This window comes from Rhodococcus sp. JVH1 (assembly GCF_000280725.2).
Taxonomy (GTDB): Bacteria; Actinomycetota; Actinomycetes; order Mycobacteriales; family Mycobacteriaceae; genus Rhodococcus_F; species Rhodococcus_F jostii_A.
Window position 1 is genome coordinate 6,197,170 of the sequence record NZ_CP166289.1, and the last position, 18,518, is coordinate 6,215,687.

Here is an 18,518-nt window from a genome sequence, read left to right on the forward strand (position 1 = left end):
CTCACGTGTCAGCGACGGGCGAAGACTGCGGGTTCGCTGTCGGGGACCTGGGCGACGAGGTCGCGGGCGACGAGGTGCCGAAGGTGAGCCGCCGCCTCGGACAGCGCCATGCCCTTGCCCATGGGGGAGATGTCGGCCCACGGCTTGTACCACTTCATGCGCTCGGCCACCTGCCACACCGTGATCTGGTCGTCGCCGAAAGCCTTGTACAGGTGGTCGAGTCGCTCTTCGTGGTGCTCGATCAGCTCGCCGGCGCGGCCCGCGACGTCGTCGATCGGGATGCCATGGGCGCCGAGTCCCCGGGTGATGTCCATGGTCTGCACGCGGCGTAGCGAGTCCATGAACTCTGCCAGGCCGTCGCGCTCCTCGAGCGGGTACACGAAATTGCCGACGTGTGGCGTCGTCTTCTGCAGGACGTGGTCGCCGGTGAACATCACGTCGGCGTCTTCCAGGTAGAAGCAGACGTGGCCGGGAGTGTGGCCGGGGGTGTAGACGGCGCGCAGGCTGCGGCCGGTGAGGGCGATGAGCTCGTCGTCGACGAGGACACGATCGGGCGCAGACTCGGGACCCGCAGGCGGCTTCCCGCTCGTTGCCTTCTCGAATGCCTCGAGATCTGCCGGGGCGGCACCGGCGCGCGTCATGTTGGCCTTCTGGAAATCCAACCACTCGGGACCGTGACCGGTCGACATGTGCTCGAACATCCCGTGATCGGATTCGTGCATCGCAATCCATGCCCCGGACGCCTCCCGGACTCGCCCGCACAGACCGGTGTGGTCGGGGTGGAAGTGCGTGAGTACGACGCCTTCCACATCCTTCACCGAGTGTCCGATGGCCTCGAGTCCGGAGGTGAGGCCGTTCCAAGCGTTGTCGTCGTCCCAACCGGCGTCGACGAGGATCAGACCGCCGGGGGATTCCATCGCGTACACCAGGGTGTGACCGAGGGGGTTGTCCGTGATCGGCACCGGAATCTGGAAGATCCCGTCACCGATGGGCGCTGCGTAGCTCATGTGCATACCTCGTTGCCTAGATGAACAAATTAGTTCTACTTGCCTTCATACTGACCTTTCGGCGCGGTTTGCGATACCGCGGGTCCCGATTAGCGGAACGGCATGCCCCGTGACCAGGTGCTTTGGTATGAATGCCGACCGCCAGATCGGAACACCCACTGGAAGCCGGACGCTGTGGAATGCTCCACCCGGACCAGCTTTCACATGCTCGCTCTGCGACAGGAGACTGCTTTGACCACGAACCTCGTTCGATCACGCCGCCGGTGGTACACGACCGGAATGTGTGGCCTCGCCGTAGTGGGTGCCTCGGGACTGCTTGCCCCCAGCGTGGCGGTTGCAGCGCCGGCAGCGTTGCCTACCGGTTGTGTGCAGGGCGTCGGCACCCAGGTGACCTGCACGTTCACATTCACCGGCAGTGCGCAGTCGTTCACGGTTCCCGAGGGCATTACCAGCCTGGCGGTGACGGCGACGGGCGGACGTGGCGGAAACAGTCAGACCATCCTCGGCGGCGCCGCGGCCGTCGCAACCGGACAGCTGACGGTCGCCGCGGGTGACGCGCTGTACATCCAGGTCGGCGGCAACGGTGGCGACGGCAACGGCCAGGCCGGATACAACGGCGGTGGAGCCGGCGGCACCGGCGCAAGCGGCGGAGGTGGCGCCTCCGACGTTCGCACCGGGACGGGTGAGCTGGCGGATCGTCAGATCGTCGCCGCGGGCGGAGGCGGCGCGGGTGACACCTATATCGGTGGCGCAGGCAACCTGATGGGACCTGCCGGCGGACCCGGCGGCGGGGGCGGCGGTGGCGGCGGCGGCACGGACGTCGCTGGCGGCATCGGAGGCAACGGTGGATCGGAACCACATGGCTCGCCGGGTGAGGCCGGTGTCGGTGGTGCCGGTGCAGGAACGGGCGGCGGTGGCGGCGGAGGCTGGTTCGGCGGCGGAGGTGGCGCTGAGAACTACGGCGGTGGCGGAGGCGGTGGCGGATCGTCCCACGCGCCCGCCGGAACCTTCAGCATCGCTGGGACGGATGCCGTTTCGTCGGTAGTCATCACGTACGGGGCCGGTTCGGGAACGGGGTCACTCGGAAACCTCTTCGGCAGCAGCTGATCTCGACTCCACGCTGGAGTCGTGATAGGCCGCGAAATGACACACGAAATCGGCAGCAGTCCTGAACTTTCGTTCAGGGCTGCTGCCGATGGTGTTCTCAGACTGCGACAGCCGCCGTCGTAGAGGCGGACGCGGGTTCATAGATCGCTTCGATGCGGCGCCGAGTCTCGTCGGGGTCGGACTTCATCGCGAGGACGAGTTCGGAAATGACGAGCTGCATTGCGTGCTCGAGCTGCCGCTTCTCGCCGGCCGAGAGTGGCTTGACCTGCGAACGCGTCATCAGATCGCGGATGACTTCACTCACCGTGAAGATTCCGCCGACGGTCAGCTTTTCCTGGTTGGCCTTGAACCGCCTGGACCAGTTCGACGGGTCGTCGACCGTCGGACCGCGCAGGATGTCGAAGACTCGACCGACTTCGTCGTTGTTGATCGCGTTTCGCACGCCGATGGATTCGGCTTTCGCTACCGGGATCTCGATGGACAGCCCGTTCTGAGCGACCTCGAACTGTACGTATTCGGTGGGCAAATCGTTGAACATCCGGGTCGTGAGCTTTGTGACGGTCACCGACCCGTGGTGCGGGTACAGAAAAATATCACCGATATTGAGATTCATAGATTACCTACCCTTCACATACATTATGGCACACGCTGCCATCTTGACAACTGCTGACCAGATATGAACGATCTCTGGTGGGTGCTCCTACCGATTGCGAAGGCCGTTGATGACCAGACTCGAAGCGTTCTCCGTGTCGCCTGACCTGCCCGCCGGCCCGCTGGGGCTGCGGGAGCGGCGACGCGAGCAGACGAATGTCGAGATCAGCGAGACCGCACTCACACTGTTCGAGCACAAGGGTGTCGAGGGCACGACCGTCGGCGAGATCGCGCAGACTGCGGGAGTGTCGCAGCGAACCTTCTTCCGATATTTCACTACCAAGGAAGAGGCCGCGCTCCGCGACCACTGGGCCTTCGAGGCGGTCTTGGCGGGAGGGCTCGACCAGCTCGACTCGGACGTCTCACCGAGGCTCGCGCTGGAAACGGCCTTCGCTGCTGCTCTGACGATGTACTCGGACAGTTTGTCGATCGCCTGCCGACGATTGCTGCGGGTGAACCGACTCATCAAGAAGGAGCCGGCGCTGCGGGCGGAGCTGGCGCGCGAGAGTGTGCGGCGAACCGCGGCGCTTGTCGATGTGGTGTCGACGAGGTTCGACTGCGCCGACTTGCAGGTTCGACTGGCAGTCGATGTGTCGATTGCCGTGCTCCGTGCGGCGTTGGAAACGTGGGTGGACCAATCGTCCACCGATGAGACGGCGAGCCTGCCCGAAATCTATTCCTTGGCAAGGGGACTCGCGCAGGCGTGATCGGAGACGGTCCGCAGGCGTCGGCTCAGCCCTCCAGGAAGCTGAACCGGACGTGCCGCACCGGGTTGTCGACATTGGTGTCGACGAGGCACACGGATTGCCAGGTGCCCGTCGCGAGTGCTCCGTCGAAGACGGGCACGGACGCGTAGGGCGGCAGGAACGCCGGCAGCACGTGGTCGCGGCCGTGCCCATGGCTGCCGTGGCGGTGGATCCACCGGTCGTCGCGCGGAAGCACCTCGTCGATCGCCCGCAGCAGGTCGTCGTCGCTTCCCGCGCCGGTCTCGATGACGACGAGTCCAGCAGTGGCGTGCGGCACCCACACATGCAACAGGCCGTCACCGGCGCCTGCTGAGGCGAGGAACTTCTCGATCTCACGGGTCAGGTCGTGCACCACCGGCTCGGCGCCGGTCCGCACCTCGATCTCAGTACTGAACATGGTTCTGACGTTAGCGCCCGAGCCTGTGACAAGCGATCGGAAGCTGCGAGGCCTGCCGTGCTACTTCCGGCCGGCCGCCCACTTCATGCCCCAGCTGTAGGTCTTGTCGAGATCGGCCTGGCTGCCTTCGATGTACTTCACCTCGCGGGTGACGGTGATGCCCTGCCCGGTGTTCTGCAGCATCGCGATGGCGCAGATGCGAGCGGAGCTGTTCGACGTGTCCAGTCGTACCTCCACCTCGGGTCCGCTGGTGGGGTAGAGGGTGACGACGCCGTCCACGGCCGCCCAGTTGGGTGCGCCGTCGTAGATCATCGCGAAGATGAGGATCCGCTTGAACATCTCCGGTCGGTCGAGATTGATGTGCAAATTCTCGCCCCCGGTCACGGTGCCGGTGCGGTCGTCGGCGTCGAGCTTGACGAATGGCGGGTCCTGCAGCGATCCGAAACTGTTGCCGAGTGCCTGGACCACACCCTTCGACCCGTCGGCCAGTTCGTAGAGGCAGCCGAGGTCAAGGTCGATGCCGTTGCTGCCGCCCGCGGCGGCCGCGAGCTTCGCGAAGAAGCCGGCCTTCTTCGGTTGCGGTGTTACGCCCGTCGACCAGTTGAGGTTGACCCGCATCGCACCCTGCCGCTCACCTGACTTCGTGAGGCTGACCGATGGCGCGGCCTTCGACAAGGTCACTTTGCTCAGACTCACCCCGCCCTGCGGTGCGGCAGGAGTGGACGGGCGTCGGGTGTAGTCGATGGCCACAGGTGGGAAACCTTCCGATTGACTGAGCGCGTCAGACTGTTGTCCGATTTGCACGATTTCGGTCCAGAGTAGCCGTAGTCGCGTGGTCGGACTTCAGCCCGACCACGGTCACGCTGATTCCCGTGCACTCCACTCGATCGCCGGGCACGTGTCCATCACCATGGCAACTCCCTTCGCGGTCGTTCGCTGGAAGGCGGCCTCGTCGATGACTCCCAGTTGGAACCAGACACCCTTCGCACCGATCTCGACGGCCTGGTCCGCGAACTCGCCGGCCGCGTTTGACTGGCGAAAGACGTCGACGACGTCGATGGGGAACGGGACGTCCGCGAGAGTGGGATAGCCCTGCTCGCCGAGCACCATCGGGGCGTCGGGGTGGATCGGGACGATGCGCTTTCCCCGGCGCTGCAACAGCTCCGCGATCCGATACGCCGTCCGGTCGGGGTTTCCGGAGAGCCCGACGATTGCCCACGTCTCCCAGTCGTCGAGCATCGACGAGACGGCTTTGGGGTCCTGCCACGTAGTGTCCACATCGCCAAACTACTACTGACCGTGGATGTCAGCCGGGGATCGCCGCGCTCAACCGGAGTCGGCGTGCGACAGTATCGGCATGGTGATCCGTATTCCCGAGAATCCGCGTCTGGTGAATGGTTCCGAGGAATCGGTGTGGAAAGCGCTTCTCGGTCAGCTCGGCGACGGTGACCTGGTAGTGGCAAATCAGCGGGTCACCGACCGGCTCAAGGATCACGAGATCGACTTCGTGGTGGCGCTCGAGGGGTACGGAATCGTCTGCTTGGAGGTGAAGGGCGGGCAGATTTGGCACGACGGCAACGATTGGTACCAAGAGCAGCGAAAAGGACCAACGGTCATCAACCCGGTCCGGCAAGCACGTGACTCGCTGTATGCCCTGCGGAGCTACGTGGAGGCCGACCCGCGCTGGAGCCACGGGCGGCTGCGATGGGACCACGTGGTGGTGTTCCCCAATGTGGCGATCGCCGACGACTTCGCCCTACCGGAATGCCCGCGCTGGAAGGTGATTGATCGCAGCAACCTGGGTGAGGTGGTGTCGCGGTTGCAGAAGGTGCTGTCCGGTCAACAGTTGGACCGCCCGGCGCTGCCCGCGGACGGGGTCGATCAGCTCACGACGGTCCTCTCCGGACGGGGCCTCCCGCAACGCGACGTAGTTGCGAGGGCAAACGCGAACGAAGACGCGGCGGACGCACTCACCGCCCAGCAGTCGGTGATCCTCGACGCGATCCGGTTATTGCACCGTGTCGAGGTGCGGGGCGGCGCCGGAAGCGGCAAGACGTTCCTCGCGGTCGAGAAGGCGCGGCGGCTGGCGAAGCAGGGGCAGCGGGTGGCACTCATCTGCTATTCGCACGGTTTGGCGTCGTATCTCGAGCGGTTGACCGCCACCTGGTCCTACAAGGAGCGTCCCGCATACGTGGGGGAGTTTCATGCGCTCGGTCAGCGGTGGGGAGCGCCCGAGGGGCCGGATGAAAGTATCCGCAACACCGACACTGTGCAGTTCTGGGAACACGACCTTCCGCGGCATATGGCGGAGTTGGCGTCGGAACTGCCTTTGCGGGACCGGTTCGACGCGGTGGTCGTGGACGAGGCGCAGGACTTTGCCGATGACTGGTGGGGTCCGCTGCTGGCGGCGCTGCGTGACGAGGAAGCCGGCGGCATCTATGTGTTCAGCGACGAGGGGCAGCGGGTGTTCGACCGGCAGGGTGTTCCGCCGATTCAATTGGTCCCGCTGGTGCTCGACCACAATCTGCGCAATACCCGTCAGATCGCGGACTCGTTCACGCCGTTGGTCGGCCAGCGGATGCGTCTGCTCGGTGGGGAAGGCCCGGAGGTGCTCTTCGTGCCCTGCACCGCAGAGGATGCGCTGACGGTGGCCGACGACCAGATCGACTCGTTGATGGATGAGGGGTGGCGTCCCGCGGACCTGGCGTTGCTTGCCACGGGCAGCCGTCATCCGGAGCAGGTCGGCCGGCAGGCGGAGGGCAACGTGGCCTACTGGGACAGCTTCTGGGACACCGAGCAGGTGTTCTACGGGCACGTCCTGGGGTTCAAGGGTCTGGAACGCCGTGCCGTCGTTCTGGCGCTCAATGAGAAAGTGGTGCAGGAGCGTTCGCGGGAGCGGCTGTACGTCGGGCTGTCGCGAGCCCGTGACCAGCTGGTGGTGTGTGGCGATCCGGCCTTCATCCGGGAGGTCGGGGGAGCGGAGTTAGCCAAACGGATGGGGATCTGATGTCGCCCCGTTAGTTTGCCCAGCGGTACCCGCATGCGCCGCAGATCCAGTCCGGCACTGGGTCGGTGACGATGCAGCCCAACGGAATGGTCCACGGCGGCAACGGCTCGCGCGGGATCGGCATGCCGATCACTGCAGACCGGGTTTGCGATGCCGCGCATCGCGGGCAGCTCGGGTGGAAGGAGAAGCGGTAGTCGAGGAGGGTGGAGAATCCGCCCTCGCTCATCGCAGTCTGGCACCCAGTGCACAAGGCAGCCGGCCAGTCATGCGCCGGCCCGTAATAATTCCAGTAGTCGACGCCATTCTCGGCCGTGTGAATGTGTACGCGCTCCCGTGCGGCACTGCCACGCAAGTCGATCGTCTCTCCGCAGGCTGTGCACTTGCCGGCGGACTTCAGCAGCACACGCGCCGCGGCCGCCGTGGTGTGCGACGCCTCGTCTCGTCGGGCGAACGGGTCGTCGAAGTTCGCAGGATGTTCGAGGAGCGGAGTCAGTAGTCGGCCGCCGACCTCGTTATCGACTCGACCTGCGATGGTGGGAAGAACGACGCCCGCGCAGGCTTCGACGACAGCGACAGATGGAAGTTCGGTGAGCGGCCACGACTGCGTGACGCCGATGGTGTCGGGCGATGACGGACCCGCGAGCTCCTTGCACAGGACAGTGCGGTCACGGTGACATTTTGTCCTGGGGGACCGACAAATCAGCGGAGGCGCCTATTCGGGGTGTCGATCGAACAGTGTATTGACTCGGATGCGTTGACGCGCGGGTGATTGTGTAACGCCCATGCATTTGGTTGGCGACCCGTTGCTGAATTGTGTGAAAGTCCGGGCAGTCTGGTATTAGTTTCAACCATCGTGCTGTCGCTGGGTGGATAGGAAATCGGACGCGCGAGCGCATGCACAGTTTCGTCTGCGACTACCCAGGCGAGAATCGGCAAGATTCCGGGCAGGTCGCCCGCACCTCTGAAAGGGCACTGCCGTGTCGATCGATACTCAACCCGCCGCTGCCAACTCGCAAACAGTACGCCGGGCGCGTAACGCGCGACGGCCGTTGTTCTCCTCGATCGTCGGATGCGCCGGCGTCGTCCTGGCGACTGCCAGTCTCGCTGGTTGCGGTTCGGGTGAGTCCTCGTCGACGGCCTCGGCGACCCCCACCACAGTCGCCTCCACGACCACGACCACGACCACGCGGCCCACGGCGACGGTACCCGTGACCACTCCGGTCGCGGTTGCGCCCGTGGCTCCGCCACAGGCTGCGCCTGTGGCGCCGACCTCGAGTGCCCCCGTTCTGGTGCCGATGCCGGCCGTGGTCTGCATGAACCTGCAGACCGCGCAGAACACGATCCAGGCGGCGGGGGTCTTCTTCTCGCGCAGCGCCGATGCGTCCGGTGCTGGACGGATGCAGGTGCTCGACTCGAACTGGATTGTCGTGGGTCAGCAGCCGTCGCCCGGTGCCTTGGTCGGGGAGGGTGACGCGGTGCTGTCGGTTGTGAAGATCGGCGAGCCCAACAATTGCTGACGCGCTGATGCCGACACCGCTAGGTCCGAAGTCCCTATTTGTCCCTGGTGGTGTCGGTTGAACGGTGTATTGACTCGGATTCATTGGGGCGCAGTTTTTTTAGCTAGCTCACCACCGCGGGCACGGTTATGTGTTACGTCGGGTTTGTCTGGTACTAGTTTCAACTAACGCGCTCGGGGTGGACTGTCGACCGAAAGCGGGTGGTTTTGTCATTCGTCTGAATGAATCTCGTCGCCTAACCCGCGTCGGTCGAGAAACGTGTCGGGGGCGGGGTGTAATTTCAGCAGCATAGTTCAACGTTCAAGGAAATGAGGGGGACGGGCGCGCGTGATCGACGCCGCCGATTCGGATGTGGCCGACGTGCCGTCCGCCGGGCGATGCCTTCGGCAGTGGTATCTGCAACGCGCTGTGCCGCTTATTGTTTCATCATCGCTCTTGTAACGCTCGTCGCAATGTCGCGATGGAATGTTCGATCACCAGACCTGCTTCCCTGTGCGTCTGCGCCCTACCGCGAGAGAAATCCGTGCCTCGATGACCAATCCCTTCGACTTCAGCGATTACGACACCTCGCGTGATCGCGGGTCCACCGACTCGGCCTCGTCGTGGCCGGCTGCAAATCAGTTCGGCTCGGCGTCCGCCGACCCCTTCGCATATCAGCCCTCCGCGTTCGCGCCGACCGCGGCGGCGGAGCCCTTCGCTGCAGCACAGAGTCAGCGACCCGGCGGCGCGATCGCGCAGGGTAAGCCCCCTGTCATCTGGCTCGCACTGGCCGCAGTGGCGGCCGCGGCGGGGTTGATCCTTGCGATCACGGCGGGTTCGTTCACGGCCGTCGCCTTCCTCGCCTGGGGGCTGGCGGGAGGATTCGCGTTCGTGTTCCTCTCACGGTTCACCGTGCTCGACACGGCGCAGCGGGCGAAGCCCGTCTACGCCCGATCGAAGGCCGCCCAGCGGGGGTATTGGGTGGTCGTCGCCCTCGCGGGGGCGGGAATCGTGGCGAGCGCGTGGCACATTGCGGAATGGGCGGGTCGACTGTGAAGAAGGTAGCCGCCCTCGCGGCCATGACGCTCGTGCACCTGATGCTGGCGATCCCGTCCGCGTCGGCGGCCCCGACGACCGCAGCGGTCGGAGACTTCGGTGGCTGTCTCGCCTCGCAGCAACAGGGCGACCTGCTGCTCATGGTCGATCAATCCGGCAGCCTCCAGGGTTCCGACCCCGACGCGGCGCGCGTGTCTGCGGCCAACTACCTGCTCGAACAGCTCAACACGTTCGGCGGGTCCGCGGGTGTGGAGCTCAACGTCGCGATCGCGGGATTCTCCGAAAATTTCATTGTCCACGCACCGTGGACCCGACTCGACGACGGTTCGCTGCCCGCCCTGCAGGGCGAGGTCGAGAGGTTCCGTACTCGCACGGACGGCATCGATACCGACTACTGGAACGCGCTCGACGGTGCCCGCCGCACGCTCGCGGAACGCGACGGCCAATCGGAGGCCAACCGCTGCCAGGCGGTGGCGTGGTTCTCCGACGGAAAGCTGGACTTCACCGTCCGCGACGCCGAGAAGCCCTACGCGCAGGGAGTTTCCCTGGGTAGTGATCAGGGCGTCCAACAGGTGGTGGCGGCCGCCCGGGAATCGATCTGTCGTCCCGCCGGCATCGCCGATCAGCTGCGCTCGTCGGGGATCGTCACGTTCGCGGTGGGCCTCGCCGCGGGGACCGCGCAGCCCAGCGACTTCGACCTGATGCGGTCGATCGCGACCGGCGGCGACAGGGCGTGCGGAAAGACCACGTCACCCTCACCCGGCGACTTCTACCTCGCACAGAACATCGACGACCTCTTGTTTGCGTTCGACGCGTTCAGCACACCCGGTCAGGCCCCGATCGAGGGCGAGACGGGTGTCTGCGTGGTGAGTGTGTGCGAGGAGGCGCAGCACCGTTTCGTGCTCGACGACTCGATCAGCTCGGTCACCGTGCTCGGCTCGGCCGACGCGGAGGGGCTGATCCCGACCCTGGTCGCTCCGAGCGGTGCGCAGCTCGCACTCGACCGCGAAGGCGCACCCAGGACCGCGACCCTGGACGGCGCCCAGGTGGCGTACCGGTGGATGTCGCCTCGCTCGGTCAGCTTCACGATGACCAAGTCCAACGATTCCGCCCAGTGGCAGGGCATGTGGGCACTCGTGTTCGTCGATCCGGACGGCTCCAGCCCGCTGGCCCGCTCCAAGACGAACATCCACATCTCGGGCAATCTGTTCCCGGCCTGGCTCGGCATGGATACGACAGCCGTGCACAGCGGCGAGAAGACGTCCGCCATCCGCCTGGGAATCGTCGACTCCGACCGGAACGAGATCGACCCCTCGGCTCTGCTGGGTAGCGCCGCCCTGTCGGTGTCGCTGACCGATGCGGGAAATGTCGATCACCCGTTGGTCGATCGGATTGCCAAGGAGCGCATCGGCGATCCGGTCGAACTCGATTTCACCCAGGTTCCGCCGGGAGCGGCGACACTGCGGCTCACGCTCGATGTGACGACGGCCGACGCCCGATCCGCGTCCGGTGACGTCATCGCCCCGGGCACGACGTTGACACCGCAGTTCGTCGATGTCCCGCTCACGGTGTCTCCGCCGATCGGCTACCCCGTCGTGCCGTCGAAGGTCGACTTCGGCACCGTCGAAGGCGCCGGCCAGTTCGCCGCGACTATCCCGATCACCGGGCCCGGTTGCGTGTGGTTCGACCAGGCTGCACCGGTCGCGCTCGACGCCGTGCCCGACGGAGTCGGTGACGTCGGTGTCTCCGCCGGCACCGCGCCGTCCGCCGCAGACTGCCTCGAGATCGGTGAGGGCCAGCAGGCGAATCTTCCCGTCGACCTGTCTGTTCCGGCAGCCGGCAACGGCTCCCTCAACGGGTCGATTCCGCTGATGATGTCCCCTCCCGGCGAGCCCGACCGCGCCCTGCCGATCACCGTCCCGTTCACCGCTGAGCTGCAGAAGCCGCTCAACAGCGGGCGGTTCTGGTTCGTGTTCGTGCTGGTGCTCCTGGTCAGCATCGCAGTGCCGCCGCTCGTGCTCTACGGCATCAAGTGGTGGACCGCCCGGATTCCGGCGAAGACGCTCAAGGCGATGCGCGTCGGAGTCACCATCGAGGGCGGGCAGGTTCTGCGGGACGGTGTCGAATTCGGGATCCGGGAGAGCGACCTGAGTCAGCTCGTGCGGGGGCTCAACAAACCCGCTCGCGGCCTGGATGTCGAGGGCGTGGAGTTGCGGACGCGGATCGGTCTGTCGCCGTTCGGGCCGGGATACGTGGTCGCGCAGCAGCCCGGCCTCGTCGCGGCTTCGGGAGCCGAACCGGGCGTCGACAGGCGCACGGGCGGTGCGCGACTTCCCCTGGCCATCCACAACAACTGGGTGGTGCTGCACGATCCGGACGGACCGGCGAACTTGGCGACCGTGCTGCTGCTCGTCGGCGGTGACGCCACGGACGAGAGCAACCGCCGCCTGGTCGCCGATCTGGTGCGAAAGCTGCCGGGCCGGGTGGCCGACCTGAGGGCCGATCACCCCGGCACGACCCCTACCGCGACGACCCCGAGCGCGCCCTCGTCGTCCGACCCCTTCGGTGCTCCGTCTGCCCCGACGTTCGGTGCGGCACCCGCCTGGGACGCGGCTCCGACGTTCGGCGGGACGGCGCCGAGCGGCTCGGCTGCCCCGGCCCGCTCGTCCGCCGGCGACCTCTTCGATCCGTTCCGGCCACCCGGGTCCTGACATGGATCGTCCTCGACTTCTAGCTCTCTCTTCTGTGAAAGGACCGTAATGAGGCGGTTTCTCGTAGTCGGTTGCGGTGGTTCCGGCGCTGTCACCCTCGCGTACATGATGGATCAGCTCCGCTCGGATCTCGCGGCGACGGGCATCGACCGGATCCCCGGCGGGTGGCAGTTCGTGAGCGTCGACGTGCCGACGGCACCCGAGGCGGGACCGGACGGCCTCGACAACGTCCGCGATCAGGGCGGTTTCTACTTCGGTAGCGGCCCTCAGGGTGATTCGTACGCGGTGCTGGACAATGCGCTGACCAACCAGCTCACCTCGAAACAGAGCCTCGACGAGATCGCCACGTGGGCACCTCGTGACCCGTCGTCGGTGACGGTGCCCATCGGATCCGGTGCGGGCCAGTACCGCTCACTCGGTCGCATGATCACTCTGAGCAAGGCCGGCGGAATCCGCGACACCCTGCAGCGGGCGTGGGATCAGCTGTCGACGGTCGAGACGGCCAGCCAGATGTCTTCGCTGAACGTGCCCGGCGGCGGTTCCTTCGAGCAGGGCGAGTCGCCGATCGTGCTCGTCGTGTCGTCGATGGCCGGCGGCGCCGGTGCGTCGATGGCCCTCGACGTGTGCCGCCTGCTCACGCTGATCCCGGGGCTCGACCCGCGTTTGATGGGCGTGTTCATGGTGGCCCCGGACATCTTCGACGGTCTCGGCAAGAGCGCGACCACCGGTGTCCGGGCCAACGCGCTGGCGATGCTCGGCGAGATCGTCGCCAGCCAGCTCGGTTCGGCGCGCGAGCACGACGTGGAGATCCTGCGCGCACTCGGGCAGCAGCACGGGGCGGGCGAGAAGGTTCCGTTCGCGCGGGTGTTCCCGGTGGGCCGCAAGGTCGGTGTGGAGGGCGCACCGTTCGGTGACGGCTCACAGAAGGCGATCTACCGCGGCCTGGCCCGCGGCCTCGCCGGGATGATGATGAGCGGCGCGGCCACTCGTCAGTTCGTGCAGTACGACCTGACCAACGGTGCGGGACTGCCGGGCCAGCGGGAGAACATCGGGTGGGGCGGTCAGTGGGACAACCTGCCGTGGGGAACCTACGGTTTCTCCAGCCTGAGCATGGGCCGCGACCGTTACGCCGAGTACTCCGCGCAGCGGCTGGCTCGCAGCGCCGTCGACCGGCTGCTCGACGGCCACCGCTCACCCGGTAGCCCGGTGTCCGACGAGGATCAGGTCAACTCGATTCTCGACGGTCAGTGGAACAGCCTGCTCGCGGCGATGGGACTCCCGATCGCGCACGCCGACGCGCGGGGCGCGCAGATGGGGGTGGGCGCCTGGCTCACGTCCGTGGTGTTGCCGTCCACGGATGCCAACCGTATGGCCGGCCAGACGGTGGAACTCGAACTGCGCGGGCATCTCCCGTCGGGTTCCGGCCTGGTGGCGGGACAGTGGGTTCCGGAGATCCGGCAGGCGCTGGGACGCCGTCGTCAGGCGCTGACGAGTTCGGCCGAGCAGCATGCGGTCGCGCACGCGTACGTGTGGCACAAGGGTCTGGTGGACCGGATCGAGGGGACGGTCGGCAGGTCGATCGCCCAGCTGGGTCTCCCGTATGCCACCGCGCTGGTCAGCCGTCTGCTCACGTACTGCAAGGATTCGGTGCGGACCGGTGCCGAGGATCTGTCTCGCCGGGCGCCCGAGGACATCACGGCACAGACCGCCGACGCGACGCAGGTGCTCACCAACCTCAAGGGCAGCATCGAGAGTGACGCGGAGATCCTCGATCGGATCGTCGCCGACTGCCGCGACAACGTCTACCGCCAGCTGTATGCGTCGCTGTCCGGCAAGGTCGCCGAGGTGATCGCCGCGCTGGTGCCGGAGGTCCTGCAGCCACTGCTCGACGCGTTGAACGAGGAGCAGACCGCCCTGCGCCGCGCCCGCAACAAGCCCGCCAGCGATGTCGGGCTCGCCCGGCTGGCGACGGACCAGTATGGCGCGTGGCCCGCCGACAAGGCCGATCGGGTGCCGAAGCGGTTCGCGGAAGCCAACAACGAGGTGATGCTCACCCCGTCGGCGGACTTCATGGATCAGTACCGGGGAGATCTGCCGCTTGCCGTCACGGCCTCCGAGACCGGGACGCCGCCGTTCGCCGCGGCGGTCGAGCAGGCCGTCGCGAGCGTCGTGACGGGGCTGTGGACGACGGTCGACGGCACCCGGGCTCCGGGGGAGGACCACTCCCTCGTCGAGCGCACCGCGGCCTGGCGGTCGCGGGCGTTCCCGATCGACCCGAACACGCGCGAGGCGCTGGTGCCGTCGTCGGCGCGCTACGACGTGCATGTCCGCCCCGTCGAGTTGCTCGATCGGGCGCGGAAGTTCGTCGGACGCACCGGCGAATCGTTCGACCGGTTCTGCCGGGTGTCGCTCCGCGAGTACATCGAGGATCACACCGTGCCCGCGTATGCGATCGAGGAGCGGCGCGAACGACTGCAGCGCAAGTTCACCGAGGCACTCTCGCTCGCCCGGCCGCTGGCCAGCGTCAACCAGCAGGCGCTCGAGGCCCTGCACCCGGGACAGCAGGTGGAGTACCGCTACAAGTTCACGTCGGTGCCGTTCCTCAACCTGCCGGTGGCGGACACCCTGTCGCAGGTGCTGCAGAAGGATCCGATGATCGACCACGAGACGGAGGGGGAGTTCGCGCGACTGCTGTCCGACGAGGACCGGCTCACCCGCATCGACATCTTCGGCTCGTACCCCAACTACTCCCCGCTGGCGTACGACTCCGTGCTCGGGCCCGCCGCGAAGCAGTGGGCGGATTCGACCCCGGCGCAGCAGGAGTCGTTCTGGCGGTGGCGCCGGTCGCGTCCGCTCGCCGCATCGCTGCCGATGCACCGCGACGAACGGCGCGCGATGACCGCCGGCTGGTTCCTCGGGTTGGCGATCGGGCAGGTGCGGTTGCCCGCGGCCCCGTACGACGAACCGGTCCGGGTGTGGGACGCCGGCATCGGTGACTGGGTGGATTTCCCGAATCCGCTGCTCACCCCGCCGTCGCGGTTCACGGTCAGCAATGACTGGCTGCCGGCGGTGCTCGAATCGGTGTTGCTGGCGATGGCGCAGTCGCACGAGCCGCCGGTCATGCACTCGATGCTGCCCTACCGGGCGTTGCGGGCGGTCTACGACTCGTCCGCGGAAGACCCGGTCAGCGGCATCCACGAGGTGTCCGCGAAGGCGCGGCTGACCGCCTGGCTGCGCACGGGTGTGCCCGTCACGGGATGGCAGTCGCAGGTGGAGAACACCGGACCGGACGTTTCCGTGGCCGAGCGCGCAGGCAATGCCGTCGCCTGGCTGTCCAAGATCCGCGACCTCGTCGGCGAGCACTACATGGAGCCCGGTCAGGACGGGGCACCCGGAGGTGGCGCACTGTCGGTGGTCGGGTTGCGCGAACACGCCTCGCAGACGCCGATCTTCCGCGACATCGCACCGGACGTGTACTGGGCGACGGGCGAACTGATCACTCTGATCGAGGAGTGCAAGGAGCGCGCGGAGCGACCGGAGCAGCCGAACCACGCTCCGGTGCACGCCGCGGCACCGACCGCGATGGCGCACGCCCTCGTCCTCCCCGACGCCGGTCAGTTCTGACATGAGCGTGTTGACGGTGTTCCTCGCCGCGGACGGTCCGGCGCAGGGTGTGCGGGACGTGCTCCGAGATCTGTCCGCGGCCGGACTGGTGTCGCCGTTCCTGTGGATCGACGACTCCGCGGTGGTCGCCGACAGCACCCGACTGCGGGCGCGGGAAACCAGCGCGGGTAGCGACACGGCGGTGGTCCTGCAGGACGTGCTCGCCTCGCGGCGCATCGACCGGGTGCGAATCTGCGTTCTGGTCGCCGGCGCCACCCAGGTCGATCCCGAGTCGGTGCGGTTCGTCTCCGAGCTGCTCACGTCCAACTCCGGGGGAGCGCGGTCCAGCCGGTTGCGACTGCTGTTGCGCCGACCCGGGGCCGAGGACGGGGGCGCGACGACGCTCGCCGGCTGGCACAACCTGCTCATCGCCCCCGAGGACTCGCGTGGACCGGGCATGGGGCACGAATCCCTCGCGCCAACAGCGGATCCCCTCGCCGTCGGGCGGCACGCCGCCCCGGTGATCGCGGGTGTGACCGGGCTGTGGAACGACGCGCAGCACGCCCCGTTCGACGACGAACCCGTGCTCCCCGGCAACGCGCTGCGCGTGGTCCGGTCCTATTACCGGCGCCTGGACACCGCCCGGGCCGAGCACGACCTCCGCTCGGAGCTGCTCGATTTCGGCGGGCTGATGCCGCTGCCGCACGACGCCGGCACCAACGTGCTGTATGCCGACGACGTCGCGTCGGCCACGTCGACGATGGCTCGGGCGTTGTGGCGCAAGCACAGTGCGCTGCTCAGCGGCGAACGCGCGGACGCACCGGGCGCGGTCGAGCCGCGCACCATCCGATTCGTGCAGGCCCTGCGGATGTTCTTCTCCTTCCTGTTCGCCGTGCTGCGGAATGCGCCGGCCCAGTGGGTCGCGCGGGTGGCCAACCGGGCGTCGGCGTCGGTGGCGTCGGCAACGCAGACCACCCTGTTCGGATCCTCCACGCGGGGTGCCTATCGGGTGGTCGTGGGCGGTGTCGACGCGGACGGACACAAGGTCGCGTGGACCGACTACGAGGCGGCGTCCAAGCAGATCGGCGCGATGCTCGATGCGGCCGGTGCCACCCCGCAGCCGGTGACTCCGGACCTGTCGGCGCTGTGGCGCGACTACGCCCGCGCCGCCCTCACGCTGTCGGACGCCAGTGAGCGTTCCGCGGGACTGCCGCCGGTGCAGGTGGGCGCGCATCGGGCCATCTTGCGGACCGCGGCGGATGTCATTCCCGGCCCGGGTGATCGGTTCACGGACATCCCGGGCATGGTGTCGGCGACACTGAGCCTGCACGCCGTCGAGCCGGCAGACATCCTCGGGGTCACGGAGACCCGGGATCGTCTGCGGGAACTGGAGCAGGACCCGACGATCGGGCTCGACGCCCGCCGGACGAGTTCCGCCCTGGCCGCGTGGTGGAGCCGGAAGCAGCGCAGTTTCGCGGTGTCGTTCGGGTCGATCCTGACAGGCCGCCTCGAAGCCACCGTCAACGAGTCCCGGGTGCTGCTCGAGCGCCTCGACACGTCGGAGCAGCGTCAGGACCTCGCCGAGGCGTGCGCCGAGCAGCAGGCGCACATGTTCCGTCGCGTGCGTATCGCGACCGTGCTCTTCCTGCTGCTCGCCGTCGCCGCCGGAGTGTTCGCATGGCGGGAGATCATCTCCTGGTGGTGGGGTGGCCCGGCGATCGCCGTGTGCGTGCTGGCCTGGGCCGCGGTGGTGGCCATCGTGTGTCAGCGCACCCAGCAATTCCTCGAACGGCTGTTGGTCGAGCGGGACGCGGCCGCGCGGGCCGATGCCGCGGATCGGGCCAATCTGCGTGTCGCACTGCGGGAGATCGAGCACCTCACCGGGGCCTACCGGCAGTTCCTGTCGTGGAGCCGCGCCCTCGGTGCGTTCCTCGTGGAGCCGCTCGGCGCCAGTGAGCAGACTCGAACGACGTCCCGGACCGTGGGCTGGGGGTTGCCCCGGCACACCGCGATCGCATCCGGCACACCCAGCCCGGAGCAGGTGGAACGGGTGGCCGAGGCCCTGCGCCGCGACCTGTTCACGGTCGGCTGGCTGACCGACCCGTGGGACACGGTGCTGGGCTCGGCAGGTGCCGCGCTCGGCACCGCCGGCCACGACATCGACCGGGACCCGGGTCTGCTGGCCGCGAAGCCCGGTGCCGGTTCCGGTTCGGCGCTGGACGAGTGGTCGCTGCGCTTCGATCAGGGCACGATCCGTGCGACCGGTGCCGCCGTGCTGTGGCAGCGGGCACTCGCCGAATTGACCGGCACCCGAGAGGAACTCGCCCACGGCCTGCTCGAGACCGTCGAATTCTTCGACGGCGGCGTGCCGAGGCGGGTGGGGGTCGACGAATTCGTCGCCGGGATCGGCACGAGGTCGGATGGGGTCGCGTTCTTCGACCGGTCCATCTTCAGTGACACGGCGTCGACGAAGGGCCTGTCCGCGGTGTCGGGTGAGACGGTGACCCGCGTGCGCGTCGGCTGCGGGCTCGTGGCCGTGACGACCCAGTACACCGACGGACTGTCCGACGAGGATCTGCGTGCGACCCACGTTCGTCGCGCCGACGTGATGGAGATGCAGCAGATTCCCGAATTCGAGTTGCGTCCGGCCCGGCAGACTTCCACCAGCCACGACAGCGTCGCGCGAACTCCGTTCGTCGTCCCGGTCGTCGACGGCCTCAACTTCTGAAAGCGAGTG

14 protein-coding genes are annotated in these 18,518 nt (G+C 67.4%); 8 read left to right on the forward strand and 6 right to left on the reverse strand.

The annotated features are described in order from the left end of the window. Window positions 1–8 precede the first annotated feature (8 nt). Complete coding sequence (locus tag JVH1_RS28810; protein WP_009474397.1) at window positions 9–1,007, reverse strand: MBL fold metallo-hydrolase; 999 nt, start codon at window positions 1,005–1,007, stop codon at window positions 9–11. 231 nt (window positions 1,008–1,238) lie between these two features. Between JVH1_RS28810 and JVH1_RS28815 the strand changes: the two genes are divergently transcribed. Next, the gene (locus JVH1_RS28815; protein WP_051033663.1) at window positions 1,239–2,114 is read left to right on the forward strand and encodes a glycine-rich protein; all 876 of its coding nucleotides are present in this window, start codon (window positions 1,239–1,241) and stop codon (window positions 2,112–2,114) included. A 97-nt stretch (window positions 2,115–2,211) separates the two neighbouring features. Here the strand turns inward: JVH1_RS28815 and JVH1_RS28820 are convergent, their stop codons facing one another. Next, window positions 2,212–2,727 (reverse strand): CarD family transcriptional regulator, encoded by a 516-nt coding sequence (locus tag JVH1_RS28820; RefSeq protein ID WP_005252596.1) that lies wholly within the window; start codon window positions 2,725–2,727, stop codon window positions 2,212–2,214. Between the two features lie 109 nt (window positions 2,728–2,836). Between JVH1_RS28820 and JVH1_RS28825 the strand changes: the two genes are divergently transcribed. After that, complete coding sequence (locus JVH1_RS28825; RefSeq protein WP_009474394.1) at window positions 2,837–3,472, forward strand: TetR family transcriptional regulator; 636 nt, start codon at window positions 2,837–2,839, stop codon at window positions 3,470–3,472. 25 nt (window positions 3,473–3,497) lie between these two features. Here the strand turns inward: JVH1_RS28825 and JVH1_RS28830 are convergent, their stop codons facing one another. The 3 genes from JVH1_RS28830 to JVH1_RS28840 form a co-directional block, all read right to left on the reverse strand. Continuing rightward, window positions 3,498–3,908, reverse strand: coding sequence for a secondary thiamine-phosphate synthase enzyme YjbQ (locus JVH1_RS28830; RefSeq protein ID WP_009474393.1), 411 nt, complete (start codon window positions 3,906–3,908; stop codon window positions 3,498–3,500). A 60-nt stretch (window positions 3,909–3,968) separates the two neighbouring features. Beyond that, window positions 3,969–4,658: a terA domain protein gene (locus tag JVH1_RS28835; protein WP_009474392.1), complete on the reverse strand. Its 690-nt coding sequence runs from the start codon at window positions 4,656–4,658 to the stop codon at window positions 3,969–3,971. A gap of 108 nt (window positions 4,659–4,766) precedes the next feature. Continuing rightward, window positions 4,767–5,186, reverse strand: coding sequence for a CoA-binding protein (locus tag JVH1_RS28840; protein WP_009474390.1), 420 nt, complete (start codon window positions 5,184–5,186; stop codon window positions 4,767–4,769). Between the two features lie 79 nt (window positions 5,187–5,265). Here JVH1_RS28840 and JVH1_RS28845 point away from each other — a divergent pair, with 79 nt between their 5' ends. Next, the gene (locus JVH1_RS28845; protein ID WP_043778599.1) at window positions 5,266–6,915 is read left to right on the forward strand and encodes an NERD domain-containing protein/DEAD/DEAH box helicase; all 1,650 of its coding nucleotides are present in this window, start codon (window positions 5,266–5,268) and stop codon (window positions 6,913–6,915) included. Window positions 6,916–7,906: 991 nt separating this feature from the next. Here JVH1_RS28845 and JVH1_RS28850 read toward each other — a convergent pair. After that, window positions 7,907–8,230: a hypothetical protein gene (locus JVH1_RS28850; protein ID WP_016882972.1), complete on the reverse strand. Its 324-nt coding sequence runs from the start codon at window positions 8,228–8,230 to the stop codon at window positions 7,907–7,909. Here JVH1_RS28850 and JVH1_RS28855 point away from each other — a divergent pair. From JVH1_RS28855 to JVH1_RS28875, 5 genes are all read left to right on the forward strand, one after another. After that, a complete protein-coding gene (locus JVH1_RS28855) occupies window positions 8,229–8,432 on the forward strand; it encodes a hypothetical protein (protein WP_016882973.1) in 204 nt (67 codons plus the stop codon). The genes JVH1_RS28850 and JVH1_RS28855 overlap by 2 nt on opposite strands. 531 nt (window positions 8,433–8,963) lie before the next feature. Further along, entirely contained in the window at window positions 8,964–9,467 is a 504-nt protein-coding gene (locus JVH1_RS28860) for a hypothetical protein (protein ID WP_237735119.1), read from the forward strand. Next, on the forward strand, window positions 9,464–12,178 hold the full coding sequence (locus JVH1_RS28865; RefSeq protein ID WP_009474383.1) for a vWA domain-containing protein: 2,715 nt from the start codon (window positions 9,464–9,466) through the stop codon (window positions 12,176–12,178). Before JVH1_RS28860 ends, JVH1_RS28865 begins: the two co-directional genes overlap by 4 nt. A gap of 48 nt (window positions 12,179–12,226) precedes the next feature. Next, the gene (locus JVH1_RS28870; protein ID WP_009474382.1) at window positions 12,227–15,802 is read left to right on the forward strand and encodes a tubulin-like doman-containing protein; all 3,576 of its coding nucleotides are present in this window, start codon (window positions 12,227–12,229) and stop codon (window positions 15,800–15,802) included. Between the two features lies 1 nt (window position 15,803). Further along, window positions 15,804–18,509: a hypothetical protein gene (locus tag JVH1_RS28875; protein WP_009474381.1), complete on the forward strand. Its 2,706-nt coding sequence runs from the start codon at window positions 15,804–15,806 to the stop codon at window positions 18,507–18,509. The last annotated feature ends 9 nt before the right edge of the window (window positions 18,510–18,518 follow it).